The sequence below is a fragment of the Mycobacterium hackensackense genome (assembly GCF_025822555.1).
GTDB classification, from domain to species: domain Bacteria; phylum Actinomycetota; class Actinomycetes; order Mycobacteriales; family Mycobacteriaceae; genus Mycobacterium; species Mycobacterium fluoranthenivorans.
In genome coordinates this window covers 39,922-62,528 of sequence record NZ_JACKUC010000021.1, presented here as the reverse complement: position 1 = coordinate 62,528, position 22,607 = coordinate 39,922, and the positions used below count along the sequence as shown (strand labels likewise).

Sequence of the window (22,607 nt, the reverse complement as noted above, 5' to 3'; positions counted from 1 at the left end):
TCACGGTGCCACTCCCACGATGGACAGTCCTTCTGTTTCGGGCCAGCCGAGGGCCAGGTTCATCGATTGCACAGCGGCACCTCCGGTGCCCTTGGTCAGGTTGTCGATCGCGCAGATCGCCACCAGGGTCTTGGCGTCTTCGTCCACCGCGACGGCGAGCTGAGCGGCGTTGCTGCCGATCACCGAACCGGTCTTGGGCAGCTGCCCCTCCGGCAGCAGGTGGATGAAAGGTTCATCGTCATAAGCCTTTTCATAGGCGGCGCGGATCTCACCGGCAGTTGCGGCGGTGCGCGCGGTGCAGGTGGCCAGGATGCCGCGCGCCGTGGGGATGAGCACCGGGGTGAACGACACGGTGACGTCCTTGTCGGTGACCTTGCGCAGGCCCTGCGCGATCTCCGGGGTGTGCCGGTGCTTGCCCGCGATGTTGTAGGCCCGCGCCGACCCGATGACCTCGGAGCCGAGCAGGTCCACCTTGGCGGCCTTGCCGGCTCCCGACGTGCCGCTCACGGCCACGACGGTGACATTCGGTTCCACCAGGTCGGCGGCGACGGCGGGCAGCAGCGCCAGCAGCGCCGCCGTCGGGTAGCAGCCGGGCACCGCGATCCGGGTGGCCCCGTTGAGTGCTTCCCGGTTGCCGGGCAGCTCGGGCAGGCCGTAGGGCCAGGTGCCGGCGTGTGCGGACCCGTAGAACCGCTCCCAGTCGGCGGCGTCGGTGAGCCGGAAATCGGCACCACAGTCGATGATCACGGTGTCGCCGAGCTGTTCGGCCAACGCCGCCGAATGGCCGTGCGGCAGTCCGAGGAACACCACGTCATGGCCGGCGAGCACGGCGGCGTCGGTGGGCTCCAACACCCGGCCGGCCAGCGGCAGCAGGTGCGGGTGATGCTCGGCCAGGGTGCTGCCTGCACTCGCCGCCGCTGTCAGGGCACCGATGGTCAGACGCCCGTCGGCGTACGCGGGGTGGCCCAGCAACAGTCGCAGGATCTCGCCGCCCGCATAGCCGCTGGCACCGGCGACAGCTACCGAAGTCATGCCTCGATCTTTGCATTGTTATGCAGTCGATTGCAAACTCATTAATGACCGGCACCGAGATCGACGATTTGGCGGCCTCGACCTGGCACTTTCCCGCCCGATTGATCAATTGGGCGGAAGGGGGGTCAGGTGCGCTGGGTGGCACCGACCTGTTCAGCGGCGGCCGCCACCGCGGCATCGCGCGCCGCGCTGGCCTCGTCCTCGGTGAGGGTGCGGTCGGCGGCTCGGAACCGCAGTGCCAGAGTCAGCGACTTACGCCCCGCCCCGATCTGCGGGCCGGTGTACACGTCGAACAGCCGGACATCCTCCAGCAGGTCGCCGGCCCCGGCACGCACCACGTCGACGACCGCTTGGGCGTCGGTCTCCTCGGCGACGATGAGGCTGACGTCCTGGAACACCGCCGGGAACGGTGATACCGAAGGGGCGGGCAGCGGCTCGGTGAGTGGGATCGCGTCGAGGTTCAGCTCCACCGCACAGGTGCCCTTAGGCAGGCCCATCCGCTCGATCACGGCCGGGTGCAGTTCGCCCGCGTAACCGACGTGCGTCAGGAAGTCGACGACAACCGCGGCACACCGACCCGGATGAAAGGGAAGGTACGGAAAGTGCTCGTGCTGCTTGAGCATTCTGAACTCGACGTTGCACGCGCGCCCGATGATGCGGGCCGCCTCGACAGCGTCGAAGGCGTCGGCGCGCCGGCCCGGTCCCCACGGCCCAGCCGCTTCGCGAAGACCGGTCAACACCACCCCGACGTGTAGCGGTTGCAGCGGTAGCGAAGCGTCGATCGCAGCACGCTCGGCGTCTGTGGGGCGTCGATTGACCGGGATCGGATCGATCGCCTTCGTTTCGGACGTCGCTTGCACCACCTGTTCGATGCCGAACAGGGCGACGTCAACGGCACCACGAGATACATTGCGGGACAATGCCTCCAGCAGTCCGGGCAGCAAGGTGGACGCCAATTCCGGACGATCGGACTCAAGTGGGTTCAGCACCTTGACCGTGTTCCGGCGCGGATCGTCGGGTCCCAGTCCCCAGGCGTCGAACACCCCGGCCGGCAGGAACGGCGTCGGCAACACCTCGACATAGCCGTTGAGTGCCAACGACTTCCCGACGGCACGGCGGCGCTTCTGCGCCGGTGTCAGGCCACGCCCGGCGGGCGCGTGCGGCAGCACCGAGGGGATGAGGTCGAGCCCTTCCAGGCGCAGCACCTCCTCCACCAGATCCGCAGGCTCCCGCAGATCAGGGCGCCAACTCGGCGGGATCGCGGTGATCACCCCGTCGGCCACCGACACCTCGGCACCGATCTGGGCAAGGCGGCGTGGCGTCACGCCCTCGGCGTAGGTGATCCCGGCGGTGCGATCGGGTAAATCGATCGGCATGCTCACCGCTGGATGCGTCCAGTCGGTGAGCGGCGGATCGCCACGCCAGTCCGTCAGTTTGGGTTGTACTGTGCCACCGGCTATCTCGACAAGCAGAGCGGCACAACGATCCAAGGCGGCCACCGAAATGGCCGGGTCCACGGTGCGCTCGTAACGGCGTCCGGCCTCACTGGAGAGGCGCAGCCGGCGCTGGGTGCGTGACACCGCGGCCGGATCCCACACCGCGGCTTCCAGCAGCACGTCGGCCGTGGAGTCCCGGACCTCAGTGGTGCCGGCACCCATCACGCCACCGATCGCGGCGGTCGCCACGTCGTCGACGATCAGCACGTCGCCGGCGTTCAGTGTGCGGGTCACATCGTCGAGCGTGACCACCTGCTCGCCCTCTTCGGCGAAGCGCACGTTGAATGCACCGTTGATCAGGGACTGGTCATGGGCGTGCATCGGGTGCCCGATCTCGAGCATCACGTAGTTGGTGACGTCGACCGCGGGCGAGATGGCCCGGATACCGGACAGCAGCAGCCTGCGCTGCAGCCACCACGGCGACACCGCGGCGGGATCGATCCCGGTGACCGGCCGCAGCCCGAACCGCTGTACCCCGGTACCGGGTTGCACGGTCAGCGGCCAGGCCTCCCCCTCGACCGGCAGCGCCGGGACATCGGCGGGGTCGACGAAGTCCAGGTCCAAAGCGCACGCGATATCGCGTGCCATACCGCGGATGGACAGGCAGTAGCCGCGGTCCGGGGTGATGGCCAGGTTGAACACCACGTCGTCCAGGCCCAGCACCTCGATACCGGAGGCTCCCGGCTCGGCGGTGCCCGGCGGCAGCACGATGATCCCGGACTGCTCGGCACCCAGGTTCAGTTCGGCGGCCGAACAGATCATGCCGTCGGAGGTACGGCCGTAGGTCTTGCGCTGGGCGATGCGGAAATCGCCCGGCAACACCGTGCCGGGCAGGGCCACGACCACCAGGTCGCCGACTGCGAAATTCCGTGCGCCGCAGACGATATCGCGTGGCTCCGGTTCGCCGACATTGACCTTGCAGGCCCGGATCGGCTTCTTGAACTCGGTGAGTTCCTCGATCTCGACGACCCGGCCCACGGTCAGCGGACCGGTGACCGGCCCCAGCGGGAGGATCTCCTCGACCTCGTGGCCGATGCGGACCAACGTCGCTTCGAGCTCGTCGACGCTGCAATCCCAGCCCGGCGTGCCGGCCCGGATCACGTCACGGAGCCAGCTGTAGGGAATACGCATCAGGCGCCCACTCCGAACGGCAGGGAGAACCGCACGTCACCCTCCACCATGTCGCGCATATCGGGAATTCCGTTGCGGAACTGCAGGGTTCGCTCCAATCCCATACCGAAGGCAAAGCCCGAATACTCAGCCGGGTCGATACCGCAGGCGCGCAGCACATTCGGGTTCACCATGCCGCAGCCACCCCATTCCACCCAGCCGGGCCCGCCCTTCTTGTTCTCGAACCACACGTCGACCTCGGCCGAGGGTTCGGTGAACGGGAAGAAGTGCGGCCGGAACCGGGTGCGGCCGCTCGCGCCGAACTCGGCGCGCGCCAGCGCGTCCAGCGTGCCGCGCAGGTGCGCCATGGTCAGGCCCTTGTCCACCGCCAGCCCCTCCACCTGGTGGAACACCGGGGTGTGGGTGGCGTCCAGCTCGTCGGTACGGAAGGTCCGGCCCAGCGAGATGATGTACACCGGCAGGTCGCGCTCCAGTAGGGCGCGGATCTGCACCGGGGAGGTGTGGGTGCGCAGCACCTGACGCGAGCCGTCCGGGGCGATCTGGAAGGTGTCCTGCTCGCTGCGGGCCGGGTGATCCGGCGGGAAGTTCAGCGCGTCGAAGTTGAACTGCTCGGTCTCCACCTCGGGACCCTCGGCCAGCTCCCAGCCCATCGCCACGAACGTGTCCGCGATGCGCTCGGTCAGCAGGGTGATGGGATGCCGCGCCCCGACCGGCTGCCGGGTGGACGGCAAGGTGACGTCGATGCTCTCGGCGACCAGCACCGCCGCGTCGCGTTCGGCGCGCAGCTGCGCCAGCCGGTCGTCGAAGGCCTGTTGTGCCTGCGTCCTGGCGACGTTGACCCGCTTACCCGCGTCGGCGCGTTCGGTCTTCGGCAAGGCACCCAGGGCCTGCCGGGCCAGTGCGATCGGAGAGCGGTCGCCGAGGTGTTCGGTTTTGGCTCGGGCGAGCGCGTCCAGGTCGACGGCAGCGCCGAACGCCGCACGGGCCGCATCGACAGCGTCGGTCAGAGCTTCTTCCGAGAGGTCACTGGGCTCGCCTTGCCGGTCAGTCTGGACAGCCACCCGGCGATCATAGCGACGGACCCACGCTGTCCCGCCGCCAGCGCTGCTCCGGCCGCGATGATGCTCGCCACAACGGCGGTGCCCGCCGGCGCGGAAGCGGCCACGACCAGGTAACCGAACGCCGATCCCACGGTCAGCAGCGCCAGCCGGGGCCCGGTCCATCGACCCGGGGCGCCGAAGCGTGACGACACCAGCATGCCGAGGGTGAGGGCCACCACATGCCCGGCGTCGGTGAAGTCGTGGGTGCCGAGGACGACGACGGCGCCGAGTGTGAGCCACCAGCACACCCACGCCGGGCGGTGGCGTGACGGGATCGCCGCCGTCAGCATGCCCAGCACACCCATGGCGCCGTAACTCATGCCGACGTCGGAGACCCGGGTGATCGAATGCGCAACCCAGTCCTCGCGCACGGCCAGAGCCAGCGCCGCCGCGATCACCAGGGTGGCACCGATATGCGCGACCAGGAAGGTCAGCACGAGCGTGCGGCTGCGCCAGAGCAGCTCGGCCACCGCGAGCAGGCACACCAGACCGGGCAGCCACAAAGCCATTCCGCCGTTGTCGACGACGAAGGCGCTGCCGAGCAGCGTCCCGATGCGGCCGTGTGCCAGGTTGTGCAGATTGGTACTCGCGTGCTGGATCACCCGGTCGTGGACGGCGGGCCCCGCCGCCGCGAGCACCGCGGCGATGGCCACCAGCGCGGCGGCGTAGCCGATGGTCACCCGCAGTCCCGACACCCATTTCACCGGCATGGGCTACCCGCCCGCCGCGGCATCGTCTTCGGAGTCCTCGCCCGGGCCTGCGGCGCGGGACCGCACCCAGTACATCTGCAAATCCTCCGGCACCCCGCTCGGCCTCGCGGCGAACAGTGGCTTGCGCACGCGCTTGGCAGACAGCCGCATGGCTTCGAAGTCCTCGTCGGAGATGCCGTCCAGGGTCGACTGGGACACCACCAGCCCGCCCTTGGTGGCCCGCTCCATCACCCGGGAGGCGATGTTGACGTCCACCCCCAGCCAGTCCGAGCCGATGCGCTGCGGGCGGCCGGTGTGGATACCGGCCCGCATCGTCGGCGTGTACCCGTCCACCTCGACGCTGCCGGCCGCATCCAGGGCGGTCAACACGGCCCGCACCGCGGGCACCGGGTTCCGGAACACCACCATGGCGCCGTCGCCCATCCGTTTCACGATATGCCCGCCTGCAGCCAGCAGCGGGGGCTCCACCACGGAGGTGACGCGGCGCAGCAGCCGCAGCGTGGCATCGTCACCGGCACGCAGCGACCAGTCCGAGAAGCCGACGAGGTCGGTGAAGACCAGCGTGACCTCGCGATAGGCGGGCCGCCCCGAGACACGTTCGGTGAGTGCCTGCCACACCTGCAGCGCGCCGAGGCTGACCTCCCGGGAGGCGGCGTCGCGCTCCAGCAGACGGTCCGCGGCCCGGGCCGCGGCTCGCGGGCCGCCGACACCGGCAGCCGAGAGCGGATCACCGAAATCGGGATCGCCGGGCAGCGCCCGGCGCATCCGCTTGATCAGCGCGATCACACCAGGGTGGTGGTTGGTGCCCTTGAGCCATTCCAGCGGGCCGCCCAGCGCGCCCACCGGTGTCGGAAAATCGACCGCTTCGATGCCGCCGGACGGTCCGTCCAACGGTTCAGCATCCACAGCGCCACGATAGGTGGCACCGCCGGTAGCGGCAATCATGCTGCGACACGACCTTGCTCACACACGGAAAGCACCAGGTCACGGCTTCATGGCAGCAAGATCGCCATCACGTCACGGCCGCGCACCACACCGTCCGGCACATAGACAACACCCGTTGTCAAGATTATGGTGGCGGGACAACGGTGGGGTTTCGTCAGCGAGGACGCCATGACCACAGCACAGTCTCATGCCGGCACGGAGGATCCAGCTCCTACGGCCACCGTGCCGCTGGGCCCCGATTCACTGACCTGGAAGTACTTCGGCGATCTGCGCACCGGGCTGCTCGGGGTGTGGATCGGCTCCATCCAGAACATGTATCCCGAACTCGGCGCGGGCGTGGAAGACCACTCGATTCTGCTGCGCGAGCCCCTGCAGCGGGTGGCGCGGTCGGTGTATCCGATCATGGGCGTGGTCTACGACGGCGACCGCGCCGCGCAGACCGGCGAGCAGATCAAGAGCTTCCACCACGACATCAAAGGCGTGGACGCCAACGGCCGGCGCTATCACGCGCTGAACCCGGAGACCTTCTATTGGGCCCACGCCACCTTCTTCATGCTCATCGTCAAGACCGCGGAGTATTTCTGCGGTGGGCTGACCGAGGCGGAGAAGCACCAGCTCTTCGATGAGCACGTGCAGTGGTACCGGATGTACGGGATGAGCATGCGGCCCGTCCCGGCCACCTGGGAGGACTTCTGCGCGTACTGGGATCACAAGTGCCGTGAGGAACTGGAGATCAACCGCGCCACGCTGGACATCTTCACCATCCGCATTCCCAAGCCGTGGTTCGTCCTGATGCCCACGCCGGTCTGGGACCAGTTGTTCAAACCGATGGTCGGTGCCCAACGCTGGGTCGCGGCCGGGCTGTTCGACCCGGCACTGCGGGAGAAGGCCGGCATGCGCTGGACACCGGGTGACGAGGTGGTGCTGCGCCTGCTGGGCAAGATGGTCGAGTTGGCCTTCGTTGCGGTGCCCGACGAGATCCGGCTGCATCCCCGGGCGCTGGCCGCCTACCGCCGCGCCTCGGGCAAGGTGCCCGACGACGCTCCGCTGGTGGAGGCACCGGCGTTCATGGCACCGCCCCGGGACCGTCGCGGCCTGCCCATGCACTACCAGCCGCCGCACACGTCGCTGCTCGACCGTGCCGGATCGCTGGTCCACGCCACCTTCTCACTGACGGGACTCAGCCGTCTCCCCTCACTTCGCTCACCCAGGAAGCCCGCGGGCTCCCGACGAAAGGTTGCCTGACACGATGCTGGAATGGTCTGACGTCGATATCGCTGTGCGCGATGCGGTGCGCGAGTTCGTCGACAAGGAGATCCGGCCTCATATCGACGCCCTCGAAGACGGCGAGCTGGAGCCCTACCCCATCGTCCGGAAGCTGTTCGCCACCTTCGGAATCGACACGATGGCCAGGGAGGCCCTGGAGCGCAGGCTGTCGCGGTTGCGGGACGGCTCCCCTGCCCGGGAAACCAAGTCCTCGGGTGGCATGTTCGGCGGCGGGCCCGAACAGGCCGGCATGGGGTTCGTCCTGATCAGCGAATTGTGCCGGGTGTCCATGGGTCTGGTGACCGGAATGGGTGTCAGCCTGGGACTGACCGTGCCCACCATCCAGAGTCGGGGCACGCTGGCTCAACAGGAACGGTGGCTGCCGGGCCTGGTGACCTACGAGAAGATCGGCGCGTGGGCCATCACCGAACCCGATTCCGGCTCGGATGCGTTCGGCGGCATGAAGTCCTATGTGACCCGTGACGGTGACGGGTATGTGCTCAACGGGCAGAAGACCTTCATCACCAACGGACCTGACGCCGATGTCGTGGTGGTGTACGCCAAGCTGGACGAGCCTGGTATCTCCAAGCGTGACCGCAAGGTGCTCACCTTCGTGCTGGATCGCGGCATGGACGGCTTCGTGCAGTCGAAGCCGTTCCGCAAGATGGGAATTCACAGCTCCCGCACCGGCGAGCTGTTCTTCAACAACGTCCGGCTGGGCCGGGACCGCCTGTTGGGCGAGACGGAGGGAAGCGGCGACGGCACCGATCAGGGCCGGGACAGCGCACGGTCCAGTTTCTCGGCCGAACGCATCGGGGTGGCCGCGATGTCACTGGGCATCATCGAGGAGTGTCTGCGACTGTCGGTGGACTACGCCAAGAACCGGGTGCTGTGGGGCAAGGAGATCTCCCAGTTCCAGCTGATCCAGTTGAAGCTGGCGAATATGGAAGTTGCGCGGATGAATGTGCGCAACATGCTGTTCCGGGTGATCGAGTCGGCCCAAAAGGGTTCCCCGATCTCTCTGTCCGAGGCGTCGGCCATCAAGTGGTACTGCTCGCAGGCCGCCACCGATGTCGCGATGGAGGCCGTGCAGCTGTTCGGCGGTAACGGCTACATGACCGAGTACCGCGTCGAGCAGCTGGCCCGTGACGCGAAATCGCTGATGATCTACGCCGGGAGCAACGAGGTACAGATCACGCATGTGGCCAAGGGGCTGCTGCGCGACAGCTAGCCCGTCACGGTCGGTCAATTATCTCTGGCGAGCTTGGGTTCGGCGTGAAGACCACCGGTATCGGTGTCGACGAAATTGCACGCGCCGCGAGTGGTGAACGGTTCGACGAGTTGTCGCACATAGGCGGTCGGATAGTGGGGCTTGGCAGCCATGCCGAGATCGTCGGTGGTGAACCGGCGCTGCGGGTCATACGAATACGTTCGGTAGAGGTGGTCCCAGACCAGGGTGAACAGTCCGAAGTTGACGTCGCCGACACCGGCCCACTTGAGATGGTGAAACCGGTGGCCTTCGTTGAGGGCCAGTACTGAGCGGAGTGTTCCGACGCGGTAGTCGACGTTGGCATGCTGAAGGAGCAGTTGCACGGCAACGCAGACCGCGAGCACCGCGGCAACGTGTACGGGGATCCCCAAGATGATCAGCGGTAGAACCCCGCCCATCATCTCGACCGCCTGGTGCAGCGGATGCTTCATCAGGCCATTGAGGCCGTAGAACCGACGAATGCTGTGGTGCACGGCGTGCAATCGCCACAACCATCCGACCTTGTGGCTGGCCAGGTGGATGGTGGTAATGCCGAAATCGGCAACCATGACGGCCAGGAGCACCTGTATGACGAACGGCAACGAGCCGGGCCACCACCGGTGGAAGGGCGTAATCGCGGACAGCAGGGGAATGACGGCGACGCTGGCCAAGATGGACGTTTCATTGACGATAGCGTGGGCGGCGTCGCGACCCGCGTCATCGAGCCCGATATTCCATTCATCGCGATAGGGCAAGATTCGCTCGGCTGCGAACGAGCAGGCAACTGCTGTCAAGATCAGGCTGATCAGCCACAGCTCTGAGACGCCGTGGGCAGCCAAATAGACCGCGGCGCCGTCGATCCCGACCAACATGAACGGCACATAGCCGTATCGGATCACGTTCTTCACCATGCCGACCACCGTCGCGCACACCGGCGCTTCGTGGCTTGTACAGATTCGTCGTCATCATCAAGTCGCCGACGCTAGGCCCACACCAGGTTGCGGCTCGCTTGAGTCGGAGACAACCCGAACATCTCATGACAGACCCGGTTGGCGTGGGCACTGTCGGTGAAGCCGGCCGCGTGGGCGGCATCGGTCAGCGACAGGCCCCGCTGTAATGCTTCTACGGCAAGCCGCAGCCGTACCCATCGCACATATGTGGGAAAAGACTGACCCACTTGGTCGTTGAACAAACGACTCAGTCGACTCGGCGAGAGCGCGACGGCGCGGGCGATCGTGGACAGATCGACACGTTCAGGCAGAAGTTCCGGCACCAGCTCGACTGCCTTGCGCACGCTTGGGTGCCAAGCCTCCCGTCCTGGTCGGTCGTCCTGGCGCTGCGCATCGGTGATCCCCCGAAGAATCGACGCCGGGTCAAGCATCAACGGTTCCACCCAACTGAGCGCCTGCCCCGCCTCGGCCCACTGCCCCGCGTCGTCGCTACTGCGAACGAGTTTTGCCACGTGAGACGCGACCGGACTTGCCGGGTCGACGAAGACCAGGACTCCACTCACGACCGGCTTCAGAATGCGGATGGAATGGTCGCACCCGGACGGAATGATCGCGGCCGATGTCACCACCCGGTTGTTGTGGCCATCGGCCAATTCGAAGCTACCCGCCCAAGCGCGCACGAATTGGGTCGCGACGTGATGATGACCGTGGGCATCTGACAGCGCACCGACGTAGCACAAGGCGCCGTCGGCGACTGCCAACACGCCTGACCAGGGAGCCACTCCGTTCCCCTCAGCGTCCATTACCAGACGCTCTCACAATCGCCGCGCCGACCGCAGCACCTCGCGACCAACGTCAAGTCCCGCAACAGCTAGCGCGCTTGCGAACTCTGATACAGACAGATCGCCGCGGCCGCCGCGATGTTGAGGCTCTCGGCGCTGCCCTGCATCGGGATCGTCACCCGATGATCCGCCGCGGCGGCGACCTCGGGAGCCAGCCCGTGCGCCTCGGAACCGAACAGCCACGCTGTAGGAGTGGTCAATTCAGCTGCGGGCAAGGGTGTTTCACCATCCAACGTGGTCGCGAGCACCTGCAGGCCCGCATCCCGAAGCGCGGTGATGAGCGCCCCCGTATCGGGAGCCTGCACCACCGGCACCCCGAAGATACTGCCCGCGGAAGACCGCAGGCACTTCCCGTTGTAGGGGTCCACCGAGTTGCCGGCCAGGATCACCGCGTCGGCGCCCATCGCATCGGCCAACCGGATCAGGGTGCCGGCATTGCCGGGCTCGGAGGTCTCGACGGCTACCGCCACCAGACGCGGCGCACCGGAGAGCACCTGCACGAGCGTCGTGTCGGGCAGCCGGCACACCGCGACCAGCCCCACCGGGGTGACGGTGTCCGACAAGGCTTTCGCGGCGCGATCGGTGACCTCGAAGACGGGCGCCCCGGCAAGCAGATCGCTGAATCGGGCGAGGGCATCCGCGGTGGCGAAAACCTCCTCAACGAGACCACGCCGCAACGCGGCCTCGACGAGGTTGGACCCCTCGGCGAGGAAACGTGCGGCGTGGCGACGTCCCGCGGGACGCTGCAGCTTGATCGCTGCAGCCACCCGGTTGGAGCGTTCGGTGAGCGGCGTGGCTGCGCCACTCATTCAGCGAAGCCTCAGGCGGCTTCGCCGGAGGGTGCGTTGACATCCTCGGGCAGTGCGGCCTTGGCGACCTCGACCAGGGCGGTGAACGCGGCCGCGTCGCTGACGGCGATCTCGGCGAGGTTCTTGCGGTCCACCTCGACACCAGCGGCCTTGAGGCCCTGGATCAGGCGGTTGTAGGTGATGCCGTTGGCGCGGGCCGCGGCGTTGATACGCGAGATCCACAGCTTGCGGAACTCACCCTTGCGGGCGCGACGGTCGCGGTAGGCATAGGTCAAGGAGTGCAGCTGCTGTTCCTTGGCCTTGCGGTAGAGCCGCGAACGCTGGCCGCGGTAACCCTTCGACGCCTTGAGAACTGTGCGCCGCTTCTTCTGGGCATTGAGTGCGCGCTTCACGCGTGCCATGTGAGTGTTCCTATTCTTGCGGGGGGAAGTCGAAAAGTGAAGCGGCTGTTAGCCGTTCAGCAGCTTGTTGATACGGCTCGCATCGGCGGGGGCGACCACTGCACGGCCGTCGAGACGACGGGTGCGCTTGCTGGCCTTGTGCTCCAGCAGGTGGCGCTTGCCGGCCTTCTGGCGCACGATCTTGCCGGTCCCGGTCTTACGGAAACGCTTGGAAGCGCCGCTGTGGGTCTTGGCCTTGGGCATTGGTGTCCTCTGGTTTTCTCGTGGATCAGGTGGTCGGTGGTTCTTGGTTCTCGACGGGCGGCTCGGCGGCGGCGGCTGCGTTGCCTCGCTGAGCAGGTGGCGCATCTGCGTCATGGGCCGCCTTGGCGCGAGTCTTCGCGCCGCGGTGCGGCGCCAGCACCATCGTCATGTTGCGGCCATCCTGCTTGGCCGAGGTCTCGACGAAGCCGTAGTCGGCGACGTCGGCGCCCAGGCGCTGCAGCAGTCGGTAACCCAGTTCGGGACGGGACTGCTCGCGGCCGCGGAACATGATCGTGACCTTGACCTTGGAGCCGGCTTCCAGGAAGCGGACCACGTGGCCCTTCTTCGTCTGGTAGTCGTGATCGTCGATCTTCGGCCGCAGCTTCTGTTCCTTGACGACGGTCTGCTGCTGGTTCTTGCGAGACTCGCGCTCCTTGAGTGCCGTCTCATACTTGAACTTGCCGTAGTCCATGATCTTGCAAACCGGGGGTTTGGCGTCAGGAGCTACTTCGACAAGGTCGAGATCGGCGTCGACGGCGACGCGGAGCGCATCTTCGATGCGCACGATGCCTACCTGCTCTCCACCCGGTCCGATCAGGCGGACTTCAGGTACGCGGATGCGCTCGTTGATGCGGGTCTCAGTGCTGATGGGGCCTCCTACGTTGTCTGCTAGTCCACGACCGTAGGGAAACGACGGGCCAGCAGGGGGCACCACACCATCGGCATTTCTGCTCTGGCGAACAGAAAGGCCCTGCATATAGCAGGGCCCGATGCCGACCGATCACGGCTTACGCCGCCTGCGCAAAACGCAGTACAGGGCATCCGCAGATGCCTGCGACCGGACCGCGGGACCGTTAAGGTCTGCGGTGGGAGCGGGACTCCACTTGCTGTCCCTGGCGTTCGCCGGGACGGTCGATCGTGACAGTCTATCAGGCATGACGGATGATCAGATACCACCCAGCAGCGACGCCCCCGCGGAGTCGTCTGTGCGTGAGCTCGCCGAGATCCCCGCTGTCGAGGTCATCACCCGCTCCGCCGTGATGCTGATGAGCGCGGCCGCCGAGAAGCTGGGTCTGGCCGACCCGGATCCCGACGACAGCCCGCACCGCGACCTGGACGAAGCCCGCCGTCTGATCACCGCTCTCGCCGGTCTGGTGACCGCCTCCGCGGAGTATCTCGGACTGCACGCCGGCCCGTTGCGCGACGGATTGAAGAGCCTCCAGTTGGCCTTCCGGGAAGCCAGCGTGGATCCCGAAGAACCCGGTAAAGGGCCTGGCGAAAAATATACCGGCCCGGTCTGGTAGCCACTCACACGAAATTCATTGTTCAAAGGAATATCCTCGCCGCCTATGACCTCGACAATCGCCCGGCAGCCGTCGAGAACCGGCCGTCGGTCCAGATTTACGTGGGTGCCCGCCGTCGCGGGCTGGATCGTCGGCATCATCGCCACGCTGTCACTGCTCGCCAGTGTCTCGCCGCTGGTGCGATTGTTGATCCGGGTGCCGCGGGAGTTCGTCAACGACTACATCTTCAACTTCCCCGACACCAGCTTCGCCTGGGCCGTCGTGCTGGCACTGCTGGCCGCCGCGCTGGCTGCCCGCAAACGGATCGCCTGGTGGATCCTGGTGCTCTACATGGTCGCCGCGGTCGGCTGGAACCTCGGCGATCTCGCCAGCGGCGAGGAGTCGGTCGCCGAAGAACTCGGCGAGATCATCGGCCTGGTGTTCCACCTGGCCGCCATCGGGGCACTGGTGCTGGCGCGCCCGCAGTTCTGGGCGAAGGTCCGCCGCGGGGCGCTGCTGAAGGCGGCCGCGACGCTGGTCGCCGGGATGGCCGTGGGCACCCTCATCGGCTGGGGGCTGTTGGAGTTTTTCCCCGGTTCCCTGGCCCAGGCCGATCGCCCCTGGTACGCACTCAACCGGGTGAGTGCGTTCGCGGGCGCGGACGCCGACGCCTTCACCGGCCACCCGCACGGCCTGGTCAACGCTCTGCTCGGTTTGTTCGGCGCGGTGGCGCTGGTGGTCGCCGCGATCGTGCTGTTCGCATCCCAGCGCGCCACCAACGCACTGACCGGTGAGGACGAATCCGCGATCCGCGGGCTGCTCGAACTGTTCGGCAAGAACGACTCGCTGGGCTATTTCGCCACCCGCCGCGACAAGTCCGTGGTGTTCGCCCCCAACGGACGGGCCGCGATCACCTACCGGGTAGAGGTGGGCGTATGCCTGGCCAGCGGTGACCCGGTCGGCGACCCGCGGGCCTGGCCGGCCGCCATCGAGGCGTGGCTGCACCTGTGCGAGACCTACGGTTGGGCGCCCGGGGTCATGGGTGCCAGCGCCGCAGGTGCACAGGCCTTCCGGGAAGCCGGCCTGAACGCACTGGAGCTCGGCGACGAGGCGATCCTCTACCCCGACGGGTTCAAGCTGTCCGGTCCCGATATGAAGCCGGTGCGCCAGGCGGTCACCCGGGCCCGCCGGGCCGGTCTGACGGTCCGGATCCGTCGCCACCGCGATCTGTCGGTCGAGGAGATGGCCCAGGTCATCAAGCGCGCCGATCAGTGGCGCGACACCGAGACCGAGCGCGGCTTCTCGATGGCGCTGGGCCGCCTCGGCGACCCGGCCGACAACGACTGTCTGCTGGTCGAGGCAGTCAGCGCCGACGACGAGGTGGTCGCGCTGCTGTCCCTGGTTCCGTGGGGCAGCAACGGCGTCTCGTTGGACGTGATGCGCCGCTCGCCGCAGTCCCCCAACGGCACCATCGAACTGATGGTCAGCGAGCTCTGCCTGCAGGCCGAAGATCTTGGTATCAGCCGGATTTCGCTGAACTTCGCGATGTTCCGATCCGCGTTCGAACAAGGCGCCCAGCTCGGTGCCGGCCCGATCGCCCGGCTGTGGCGCGCCCTGCTGGTGTTCTTCTCCCGCTGGTGGCAGCTGGAGACGCTGTACCGCTCCAACATGAAGTACCAGCCCGAGTGGGTGCCCCGGTTCGCCTGCTACGAAGATGCCCGCCTGATCCCCCGCGTCGGCGTCGCCTCGGTGATCGCCGAGGGCTTCCTGGTGCTGCCGTTCTCCCGGCGCAAGCCCCATACCGGTGAGCACATCGCCGCCCCGCAACGGCTGCTGGACAGCGGACTCCTGCATCAGGACGGCACCACCCCGGACGTCAGCGGGCTGCGCGCCGACCTGCCCGCCGCCGAGGACGAGCACCGGTTGCCCGACCAGGTACGGGTCCGGATGGCCAAGCTGAAGACCCTGCGGGACCACGGTGTGGATGCCTATCCGGTGGGGCAACCGCCGAGCCACACCGTCGCGGCCGCGCTCGAGATCACCGACCCCGCCGCCACCGTCACCGTTGCCGGCCGCATCCTGCGGATCCGCGACTACGGCGGGGTGCTGTTCGCGGTGCTGCGGGACTGGTCCGGCGAGGTTCAGTTGTTGCTCGACGGGGCGCAGCTGACACAGAACGGCCTGGACTTCGACGCGTCGATCGACCTCGGCGATCTCGTCGAGGTAACCGGCACCATGGGGCGCAGCCGCAACGGCACCCAGTCGCTGCTGGTCACCGACTGGCGGCTGATCGGCAAATGCCTGCGGCCACTGCCCGACAAGTGGAAGGGCCTCACCGACCCGGAGGCCCGGGTGCGCAGCCGCTACGTCGACCTGGCGATCAACACCGACGCCCGCGACCTGATCACCGCGCGCAGCGCGATCCTGCACGCCATCCGCGAAACCCTGGTCGGCAAGGGCTTCCTGGAAGTCGAGACCCCGATCCTGCAGCAGATCCACGGCGGCGCCAACGCCCGCCCGTTCCAGACCCATATCAACGCCTACGACCTCGACCTCTACCTACGGATCGCTCCGGAGCTGTATCTCAAGAAGCTCTGCGTCGGCGGTGTCGAGCGGGTCTTCGAGTTGGGCCGCGCCTTCCGCAACGAGGGCGTGGACTTCAGCCACAACCCGGAATTCACGCTGCTGGAGGCCTACCAGGCGCATGCGGACTACAACGTCTGGATCGACGGCTGCCGGGAGCTCATCCAGAATGCGGCACAGGCAGCCAACGGCGCCCAGGTGGTGATGCGGCCCGGTCCGGACGGCCGGCTGGAGCCGGTCGACATCTCCGGTGAATGGCCGGTGAAGACGGTGCACGGCGCCGTGTCCGAGGCGCTCGGCGAACAGATCGGGCCGGACACCGGCCTGCCCCGGCTGCGCGAGTTGTGCGACGGCGAGGGCGTGCCGTATCTGAAGCACTGGGATGCGGGCGCGGTGGTGCTCGAGCTCTATGAACGTCTCGTCGAGGGCCAGACCGAGCAGCCCACCTTCTACAAGGACTTCCCCACCTCGGTTTCCCCGCTGACGCGTCCGCATCGCAGCATCGCCGGCGTGGCCGAACGCTGGGATCTGGTGGCCTGGGGTGTGGAGTTGGGCACCGCCTACAGCGAGCTCACCGATCCCGTCGAGCAGCGCCGCCGACTGCAGGAACAGTCGATGTTGGCCGCCGGGGGTGACCCCGAGGCCATGGAACTGGACGAGGACTTCCTGCAAGCGATGGAGTACGCCATGCCGCCCACAGGCGGGCTCGGAATGGGTGTGGATCGGGTGGTCATGCTGATCACCGGGCGCAGCATCCGCGAGACGCTGCCCTTCCCGCTGGCAAAACCGCGCTGAACCGAGCACGGGCGGAGACTCACAGCCATCACCCAGGATCTCCGTCCACGATGGAGGCGTGACACCTTCGACGACCGGAACTCCGCTGGCCGCCGCACATCTTCTGGCCGATGCGAATGATTCGATCCTGCACCGTATTTCGCTGATGCACGGCTGGCTTCCGGTGCTAGCCCAACTACTCGCGGCGGTCGTCGTCATCGCCGCCGTGGGCTGGCGCAGCAGTCGCTGGCATCGGCTGGGACTACCGGTGTCACTGGTGGTCGGGATCGCGTTGGCTACCGTCGTGCACTGGTACATCGGCAGCCAGGGGCTGGCCGGTGACCCCGCCCCGCACGCCTTGTGGATCTGGGTGGGCCTGATCGGTTTCGTCGCCGCCGTCCTGGTGACCGGCTGGCGGCGCACCAGTTGGTGGCGTCGGGGCACCACCGCGCTGGCCCTCCCCCTGTGCGCCCTGTGCGCGGCCCTGTCGCTGAACTTGTGGGTCGGCTATTTCCCGACGATGCAGACGGCCTGGAGTCAACTGACCGAGGGCCCACTGCCGGACCAGACCGATATGGCGACGGTCACCGCGATGCAGCACGATCGCGTCATCCCCGCCAACGGCACCGTGGTGCCGATCGACACCGGCGACGCCGGCTCGGGGTTCAAGCATCGCGGCGAACTCGTCTACCTGCCGCCGGCCTGGTACGCGTCCAACCCGCCGCCGAAGTTGCCCACCCTGATGATGATCGGCGGCGAGTTCAACACGCCGGCGGACTGGCTGCGCGCCGGCGACGCCATCCGGGTGGTCGACCGGTTCGCCGCCGCGCACGACGGCAACGCGCCGGTGCTCGTGTTCGTCGACTCCGGCGGTGCCTTCAACAACGACACCGAATGTGTGAACGGGCGCCGCGGCAAGGCCGCCGACCATCTCACCAAAGATGTGGTGCCTGCCATGCTCGCGAAGTTCGGGGTGAGCGCGAGCCCGGCCAATTGGGGTTCGGTGGGCTGGTCGATGGGCGGCACCTGCGCCGTCGACCTGACGGTGATGCATCCGGACATGTTCTCGGTGTTCGAGGACATCGCCGGTGATATCAGCCCTAATTCGGGCACCAAGGCGCAGACCATCGACCGGCTGTTCGGTGGAAACATCGCGCAGTACGCGTCCTTCGACCCCAGCGCGGTGATGAACCGGCACGGCCGGTACTCCGGTATCGCCGGCTGGTTCGCCGTCAACGACGCGGGCTCGCCCCCCGGCAACCAGGCGTCGCGCCCCAGCGACCAGGCGCTGGCCGCCCAGTCGTTGTGCGGGCTGGGGTCCACCAACGGAATCGACTGCGCGGTGATCATCCAGCCGGGCAAGCACGACTGGCCGTTCGCCGCGCGCGCCTTCGAGACTGCCCTGCCCTGGCTGGCCGGCCAGATCGGCACGCCGGGGGTGCCACGCGTCCCGCTCCCCCGCTCGGGGCCACCGACCCTACAGGCCGCCGGTCAGTAGCAGCCCGCCGATCGGTCAGCGCTTGTCGAGGATGGCGCCGCGCAGGATCGCCGCGGAGTTGACGATGCTGTGGCGGTAGGCACCGCAGCTCTCGCACGACTCGATATGGCGCGCAATGCGTTTGCGCACCAGCACGGTGAACTGGCCGCCGGTTCCGGCCAGCGTCTGCGACAGCTGCGGGCAGCCGTGCTGGTCCGCGTGCCGGGCCACCAGCAGGGCACCCAGCGAGCGCTCGACGGTGTCGCGCAGCCGCTGCAGCAGTTTCTTGGCCGACTCGTTGGTCACGCCGAGGGCCTGGGCGAGGTCCGGACCACTCAAACCCTGCCGGTACGCGAGGTCCAGCACGCGGCGGTCGCGCTCGCACAGGCCGTCGGACACCTGGGTGATCAGCTCGGCAAGCTCGTTGCGGGCGGTCGTGGTGAACGGTCCCGGGCCCGTCGCCGCACTGTCGGGAACCTCGCCGACGGCCGACTCGCGGCGGCGTTCACGCAGGGCACGCAGCGCGGCGCGGCGGGCGATCGCGTACAGCCAGGGCCGCAGCTTGTCGGGTTCCCGCAGCTTGGGCAGTTCGACGGCCACCGTGCAGAAGACATCCTGCACGCAGTCCGCGGCGGCATGGTGGTCGCGGACCATGCCGGCACAGTAATCCTGGAGCCGTCGGGCGTAGCGGTGGTAGATGGCCGTCAGGGCGGCCTGGTCGCCGTTGGCTGCCGCGATGGCGAGTTCGGCGTCACCGATGACGCTGCGCTGCGGGGGTGCGGTGTTCGTTGTCATGGCTCATATCGTCTGGTTTTCGTCGAGGCTTCTGAATCGCCGCGAAGCCAGACTCCCCTGCACATCGGGAAGGTTTTCCTAGCCGTCAGGCAAGGGCGGTGGTGGGCAGAAACGACCCCCGCCCCATGACCGGAGTCATGGGGCGGGGGCGGTGGGGTGCGCGGTGCTACTTGGTGTGGGTACCGGTGCCCGTTCCGTTGCCGGTGCCCGTCCCGGTGCCGTTGCCGGTGCCGGTGCCGTTCCCGCGGCCGCCCTGGGCGATGCGCAGCTCGGCCGCGGTCAGGGCGCGGATGCTCTGGCGACGCAGGGCGAGCTTGTCGGTGTTGATGCTCATGTTCTCTCCTTGTTGTTTCTCGATGTCGTGGCCCCCGTGGGCCTCGCTCACATGTAAGAGGGCGTAGCGGCTCTCGGGGAGACACTTTTTTCGTTGCGCTGCATCGCGATTCGGCTGGCGTAATGCCGATCCAGGAAGTTCAGCAAGACCAACTCGTGGGTGCGCGCCGCCGACCGCAACAACCGGACGGCGTTGAGGTGGCTGACACTGTGCACGACATCCTCGAACGGTGTCGTGAGTGCACCGCAGTCGGCGCGATGCCGAAGCTCGGCGAACAACGGCACGAGCGCCAAGGACCGCTCACGGAAGATCCGGCGGGCCGCCTCGTAAGGATGGTCGGATCCGTCGTCGAGCAGCCGTGCGAGATCGGAACGTTCTGTACGCCAACGTGATCCGATGCCCGGGTCGAGGTAGGGCGCGTTCGGGTACTCGGGTCGGTAGCCGGCCGCGCCGGCCCTGGCCCAGTCGCGCCGCTGCGGCAGGTCGAAGCCGGCGTCGGTGAGCAGCCGGTCGGTGGCGTACAGGCACAGCTTCCACCCGATATCAGCGGCCTCCTCACCCGATACCCCGTCGAGCAGTCCCAGCGCACGCACCACCGCCTCGCTGTCGGCGGCGTGGATCCGCTCGGCCAGTTCGATACCGTGATCGCCGCCGTAGCGCTCGGTTTCGCGGTGATAGGTATCCAGCACCACCTTCCACACCGTGCCGTCACCGAGGCGGGGCGCCAAGGCGTCGGTCAGCGCGGGCAGCGCATGATCCCGCAAGGCGACGGGATCGCCGTGCAGGCGCAGGCGCAGGTGGTGTTCGGGGTCGGCGTAGCGGAGGAAGAACCAGCTGTCGACGGTGCCGGCCTGCCGCAGTCCGCGCAGCACCGGACCCACCGTGCCGGTGAGGATCCGGTCCGCGGAGGCGGTCCCGGTATATGCCTTGAGATAAAGCCACTGGCTTCCCGGCGCGAACGTGCGCTGCACCGTGGGCGCCTTCCGCCCCGACTGCGTGGCCGACGGCCCAGGATCGGCTGCGCCGGCCCGGAGGAACGGCACGATCACCTCGTGAGCGAAGCGTCCCGCAGGCCCGGCCGCGACCCGCCCATCGGTACCGAGGACCTCCTCGATCACCGCGGTGTCGCGCCCCTTCAACACCTTTGCGGCTGCCGCCACCAGGGCGGCACTGGCGGTGTCGACGTAGAGGCGGTTGTCGCCGTCGACGATGAGAAGCTCACGAGGCAGCCCACGCCGGCGGCTCAGGTCCGCCCATCCGGATGCCGCGTCCCGCCCCGTCACCCGGGCGATCTCGTCGGCCGAAAACCGCCATCGGGCCCGGGCCAGTACCAGCCGCCCGGATGTGACCCTCGGCAGTGCCGGCGAGCCGGACAGCGCACCCCACTCCCACGCCAGGTGACCGGCCACACCATCTCCGGCGAGCGCCGCGAGGAACCGGTACACCCCGAACCCGCGCCAGGCGGGGTTGTGGGCGGTGGTCAGCCGCGGCCGGACCTCGGCCTGCAGACGCGGGCTGTGCAGCACGACCCGACCTGCCTCCAGCCGCACCGTGAGCTCGTCGACGGTGAGTTGATGATCGGCGGGTGCACCCGAGCGGCCCAGCAGGATCAGCTCGTGGTCACGCAGCACGGGGCGGGCCAGCACATTGCCGACCCGCCCTTCCGGCAGGTGGATGATCTCGGCGAACACCACACCGGGCGAGTGGCCCTCCTCGGCGCGCAGATGGGCGCGCACCGCCCCGTGCAGGCGGGGGTCGCCGTGGCAGAACCGGCCGAGCAGCTCGGCGCCGGAAGGTCCGTAAGCACAGTCGATCTCGACGCCGTCCTCGAGCACACGAGCGTTGACCGCCAGCGCGTCCGGCAGCGGCAGGGGCACGCCGCCGGCCAGGCGCTCGACCGCAGCGGCGTCGAGTTCCAGACTGGCCGAACCACTCTCGCGGCTGCGCATCAGCAGGTCGAGCAGTGCGGCGTCGCGCGCCGTGAACACCCCGTCGACGGCCACGCCGCCGAGGTCCATCCCCCTCAGCAGCGGCGAGTCGTCGGCCGCCGGGTGCATCGACCGGTCGAACCCGATTCCCATCTCCTCGTCGAGCGCCTCCATCAGTGGCACCTCACGGTCCTCATAGCGCGCCGCGAACTCGGTCTTGAACCGCGCCATCGCCGGATGCTCACCGCCGGCGGACACCCGGTGCAACAGCGCCACCCCGTCGGTGAGCAGCCGAATCACCTCGGGCCCCAGCGTCAATCCCGCGCCGTTGCGGTGCAGATCGACCTGCACCACCCGGGCCTCGTCGCCGTCTCCGGCCAGCCGCAACAGCTCGGCGGTCACCACCGCGTACTCCTCGGGCGCGTTCCCGATACCTGCGGCGTCGAGACGGGCCAGCTCATCGGACACCCGATGCAGCGCATCGGCGGTCGGCGCGAAATCAGCATCGCCGAGCCAGGACAGCACGTGTCCGAGCGGCTCGGCTCCGGTCACGGCCGGCTCGGCCACCGGTGTCAGCACCTTGGCGTCGATGAGCGCCGCGACGTAATCGCGGGCCTGCGCCGGTGCGGCTCCGGTATGTGCGGCGACGGCGTCGACCACCGCGGCCACCCGGGCACCTCCCGTGGCGACCTCCAGAGCGCAGCGCAACGGCGCATCATCCTCGATGGCGACCAGGTGGTGGGCCCGCCGGCCGTCGCGCACCCGGCTCTCGATCAGGCGCAGCGACCCCGCGGCGTGGTAGCGGCTGGAGTTGGGTTCCACGGTCATCGCCTGCTGGGTCGCCGGGTCCGCGAGGAGCCGTTCGACCAGGGTCGCCAACACCTCGGTGTCCGGGCGAGTGTGCCGGGTGATGCCGTCGGGACCGTCGACCGCCAGTGACGTCGCGTCGCCGACGGTGCCCAGCGCACATCCGGCGAACAGTCCGAAGGGGGTCGACCGGGTGCACATGCGCGCGAGATAGGCGGTCACGGAGGCGATCACCCGGTCATCGGGATCACCGTCGGCCACCCGGCGCATGAGTCCCGGTGAGGCCAGATGCAGTGCCTCGCGCACCTCGGGGCGCTCGATCAGCGTGCGCCAGTAGCCGGGTTCGGTGCGCAGCCGGTCCAACTCCTCCAGTGGCAGCAGGGGTGCGCGCATCACGAAGAAGCCGCTCGGGCGAAGGGCTGCCGTGGTTGCTGTGCGGGTCATGTCGATCA

At 68.1% G+C, this 22,607-nt stretch carries 19 protein-coding genes; 5 read left to right on the top strand and 14 right to left on the bottom strand.

Annotation, left to right across the window (positions count from 1 at the left end; translation table 11 throughout):
- The 5 genes from argC to H7J86_RS01010 all read right to left on the bottom strand — a co-directional run bounded on the left by argC (position 1) and on the right by H7J86_RS01010 (position 6,375).
- Positions 1-1,032: an N-acetyl-gamma-glutamyl-phosphate reductase gene (argC, locus tag H7J86_RS01030; protein ID WP_187095893.1), complete on the bottom strand. Its 1,032-nt coding sequence runs from the start codon at positions 1,030-1,032 to the stop codon at positions 1-3.
- A 125-nt stretch (positions 1,033-1,157) separates the two neighbouring features.
- The gene (gene pheT / locus H7J86_RS01025; protein ID WP_267288803.1) at positions 1,158-3,659 is read right to left on the bottom strand and encodes a phenylalanine--tRNA ligase subunit beta; all 2,502 of its coding nucleotides are present in this window, start codon (positions 3,657-3,659) and stop codon (positions 1,158-1,160) included.
- Positions 3,659-4,720, bottom strand: a complete 1,062-nt coding sequence (pheS, locus tag H7J86_RS01020; RefSeq protein WP_090364256.1) for a phenylalanine--tRNA ligase subunit alpha — start codon at positions 4,718-4,720, stop codon at positions 3,659-3,661. Before pheS ends, pheT begins: the two co-directional genes overlap by 1 nt.
- The gene (locus H7J86_RS01015; RefSeq protein ID WP_267288801.1) at positions 4,663-5,463 is read right to left on the bottom strand and encodes a rhomboid-like protein; all 801 of its coding nucleotides are present in this window, start codon (positions 5,461-5,463) and stop codon (positions 4,663-4,665) included. The genes pheS and H7J86_RS01015 overlap by 58 nt, the downstream gene beginning before the upstream one ends.
- A gap of 9 nt (positions 5,464-5,472) precedes the next feature.
- A complete protein-coding gene (locus tag H7J86_RS01010; protein ID WP_372517200.1) occupies positions 5,473-6,375 on the bottom strand; it encodes an adenylate/guanylate cyclase domain-containing protein in 903 nt (300 codons plus the stop codon).
- A 207-nt stretch (positions 6,376-6,582) separates the two neighbouring features.
- On the opposite strand from H7J86_RS01010, the gene H7J86_RS01005 reads away from it, so the two are divergent.
- Positions 6,583-7,659: an oxygenase MpaB family protein gene (locus tag H7J86_RS01005; protein ID WP_267288797.1), complete on the top strand. Its 1,077-nt coding sequence runs from the start codon at positions 6,583-6,585 to the stop codon at positions 7,657-7,659.
- A 4-nt stretch (positions 7,660-7,663) separates the two neighbouring features.
- Positions 7,664-8,911, top strand: coding sequence for an acyl-CoA dehydrogenase family protein (locus H7J86_RS01000; protein WP_267288795.1), 1,248 nt, complete (start codon positions 7,664-7,666; stop codon positions 8,909-8,911).
- Positions 8,912-8,925: 14 nt separating this feature from the next.
- Here the strand turns inward: H7J86_RS01000 and H7J86_RS00995 are convergent, their stop codons facing one another.
- The 6 genes from H7J86_RS00995 to infC form a co-directional block, all read right to left on the bottom strand.
- On the bottom strand, positions 8,926-9,840 hold the full coding sequence (locus H7J86_RS00995; protein ID WP_170847504.1) for a sterol desaturase family protein: 915 nt from the start codon (positions 9,838-9,840) through the stop codon (positions 8,926-8,928).
- A 71-nt stretch (positions 9,841-9,911) separates the two neighbouring features.
- Positions 9,912-10,643: an AraC family transcriptional regulator gene (locus H7J86_RS00990; RefSeq protein ID WP_267288793.1), complete on the bottom strand. Its 732-nt coding sequence runs from the start codon at positions 10,641-10,643 to the stop codon at positions 9,912-9,914.
- Positions 10,644-10,750: 107 nt separating this feature from the next.
- Positions 10,751-11,530, bottom strand: a complete 780-nt coding sequence (locus tag H7J86_RS00985) for a TrmH family RNA methyltransferase (RefSeq protein WP_170847505.1) — start codon at positions 11,528-11,530, stop codon at positions 10,751-10,753.
- 11 nt (positions 11,531-11,541) lie between these two features.
- Positions 11,542-11,931: a 50S ribosomal protein L20 gene (gene rplT / locus H7J86_RS00980; protein WP_090364263.1), complete on the bottom strand. Its 390-nt coding sequence runs from the start codon at positions 11,929-11,931 to the stop codon at positions 11,542-11,544.
- A 48-nt stretch (positions 11,932-11,979) separates the two neighbouring features.
- The gene (rpmI, locus tag H7J86_RS00975; protein WP_090364265.1) at positions 11,980-12,174 is read right to left on the bottom strand and encodes a 50S ribosomal protein L35; all 195 of its coding nucleotides are present in this window, start codon (positions 12,172-12,174) and stop codon (positions 11,980-11,982) included.
- 25 nt (positions 12,175-12,199) lie between these two features.
- On the bottom strand, positions 12,200-12,823 hold the full coding sequence (gene infC, locus H7J86_RS00970; protein ID WP_090364339.1) for a translation initiation factor IF-3: 624 nt from the start codon (positions 12,821-12,823) through the stop codon (positions 12,200-12,202).
- Between the two features lie 286 nt (positions 12,824-13,109).
- Between infC and H7J86_RS00965 the strand changes: the two genes are divergently transcribed.
- From H7J86_RS00965 to H7J86_RS00955, 3 genes are read left to right on the top strand one after another with little or no spacing between them, the layout of a single operon-like run.
- On the top strand, positions 13,110-13,478 hold the full coding sequence (locus tag H7J86_RS00965; RefSeq protein ID WP_090364266.1) for a DUF1844 domain-containing protein: 369 nt from the start codon (positions 13,110-13,112) through the stop codon (positions 13,476-13,478).
- A 45-nt stretch (positions 13,479-13,523) separates the two neighbouring features.
- Positions 13,524-16,835 carry a bifunctional lysylphosphatidylglycerol synthetase/lysine--tRNA ligase LysX gene (gene lysX, locus H7J86_RS00960; protein WP_267288791.1) on the top strand — a complete coding sequence of 1,104 codons (3,312 nt, stop codon included), beginning with the start codon at positions 13,524-13,526 and terminating at the stop codon, positions 16,833-16,835.
- A gap of 58 nt (positions 16,836-16,893) precedes the next feature.
- Positions 16,894-18,312: an alpha/beta hydrolase gene (locus H7J86_RS00955; RefSeq protein WP_372517199.1), complete on the top strand. Its 1,419-nt coding sequence runs from the start codon at positions 16,894-16,896 to the stop codon at positions 18,310-18,312.
- Between the two features lie 15 nt (positions 18,313-18,327).
- Here the strand turns inward: H7J86_RS00955 and H7J86_RS00950 are convergent, their stop codons facing one another.
- The 3 genes from H7J86_RS00950 to H7J86_RS00940 form a co-directional block, all read right to left on the bottom strand.
- Positions 18,328-19,086, bottom strand: coding sequence for an RNA polymerase sigma factor (locus tag H7J86_RS00950; RefSeq protein ID WP_090364269.1), 759 nt, complete (start codon positions 19,084-19,086; stop codon positions 18,328-18,330).
- 166 nt (positions 19,087-19,252) lie between these two features.
- A complete protein-coding gene (locus tag H7J86_RS00945) occupies positions 19,253-19,420 on the bottom strand; it encodes a hypothetical protein (RefSeq protein ID WP_170847506.1) in 168 nt (55 codons plus the stop codon).
- Between the two features lie 47 nt (positions 19,421-19,467).
- Positions 19,468-22,599, bottom strand: a complete 3,132-nt coding sequence (locus H7J86_RS00940; protein WP_267288789.1) for a lantibiotic dehydratase — start codon at positions 22,597-22,599, stop codon at positions 19,468-19,470.
- Between the last annotated feature and the right edge of the window lie 8 nt (positions 22,600-22,607).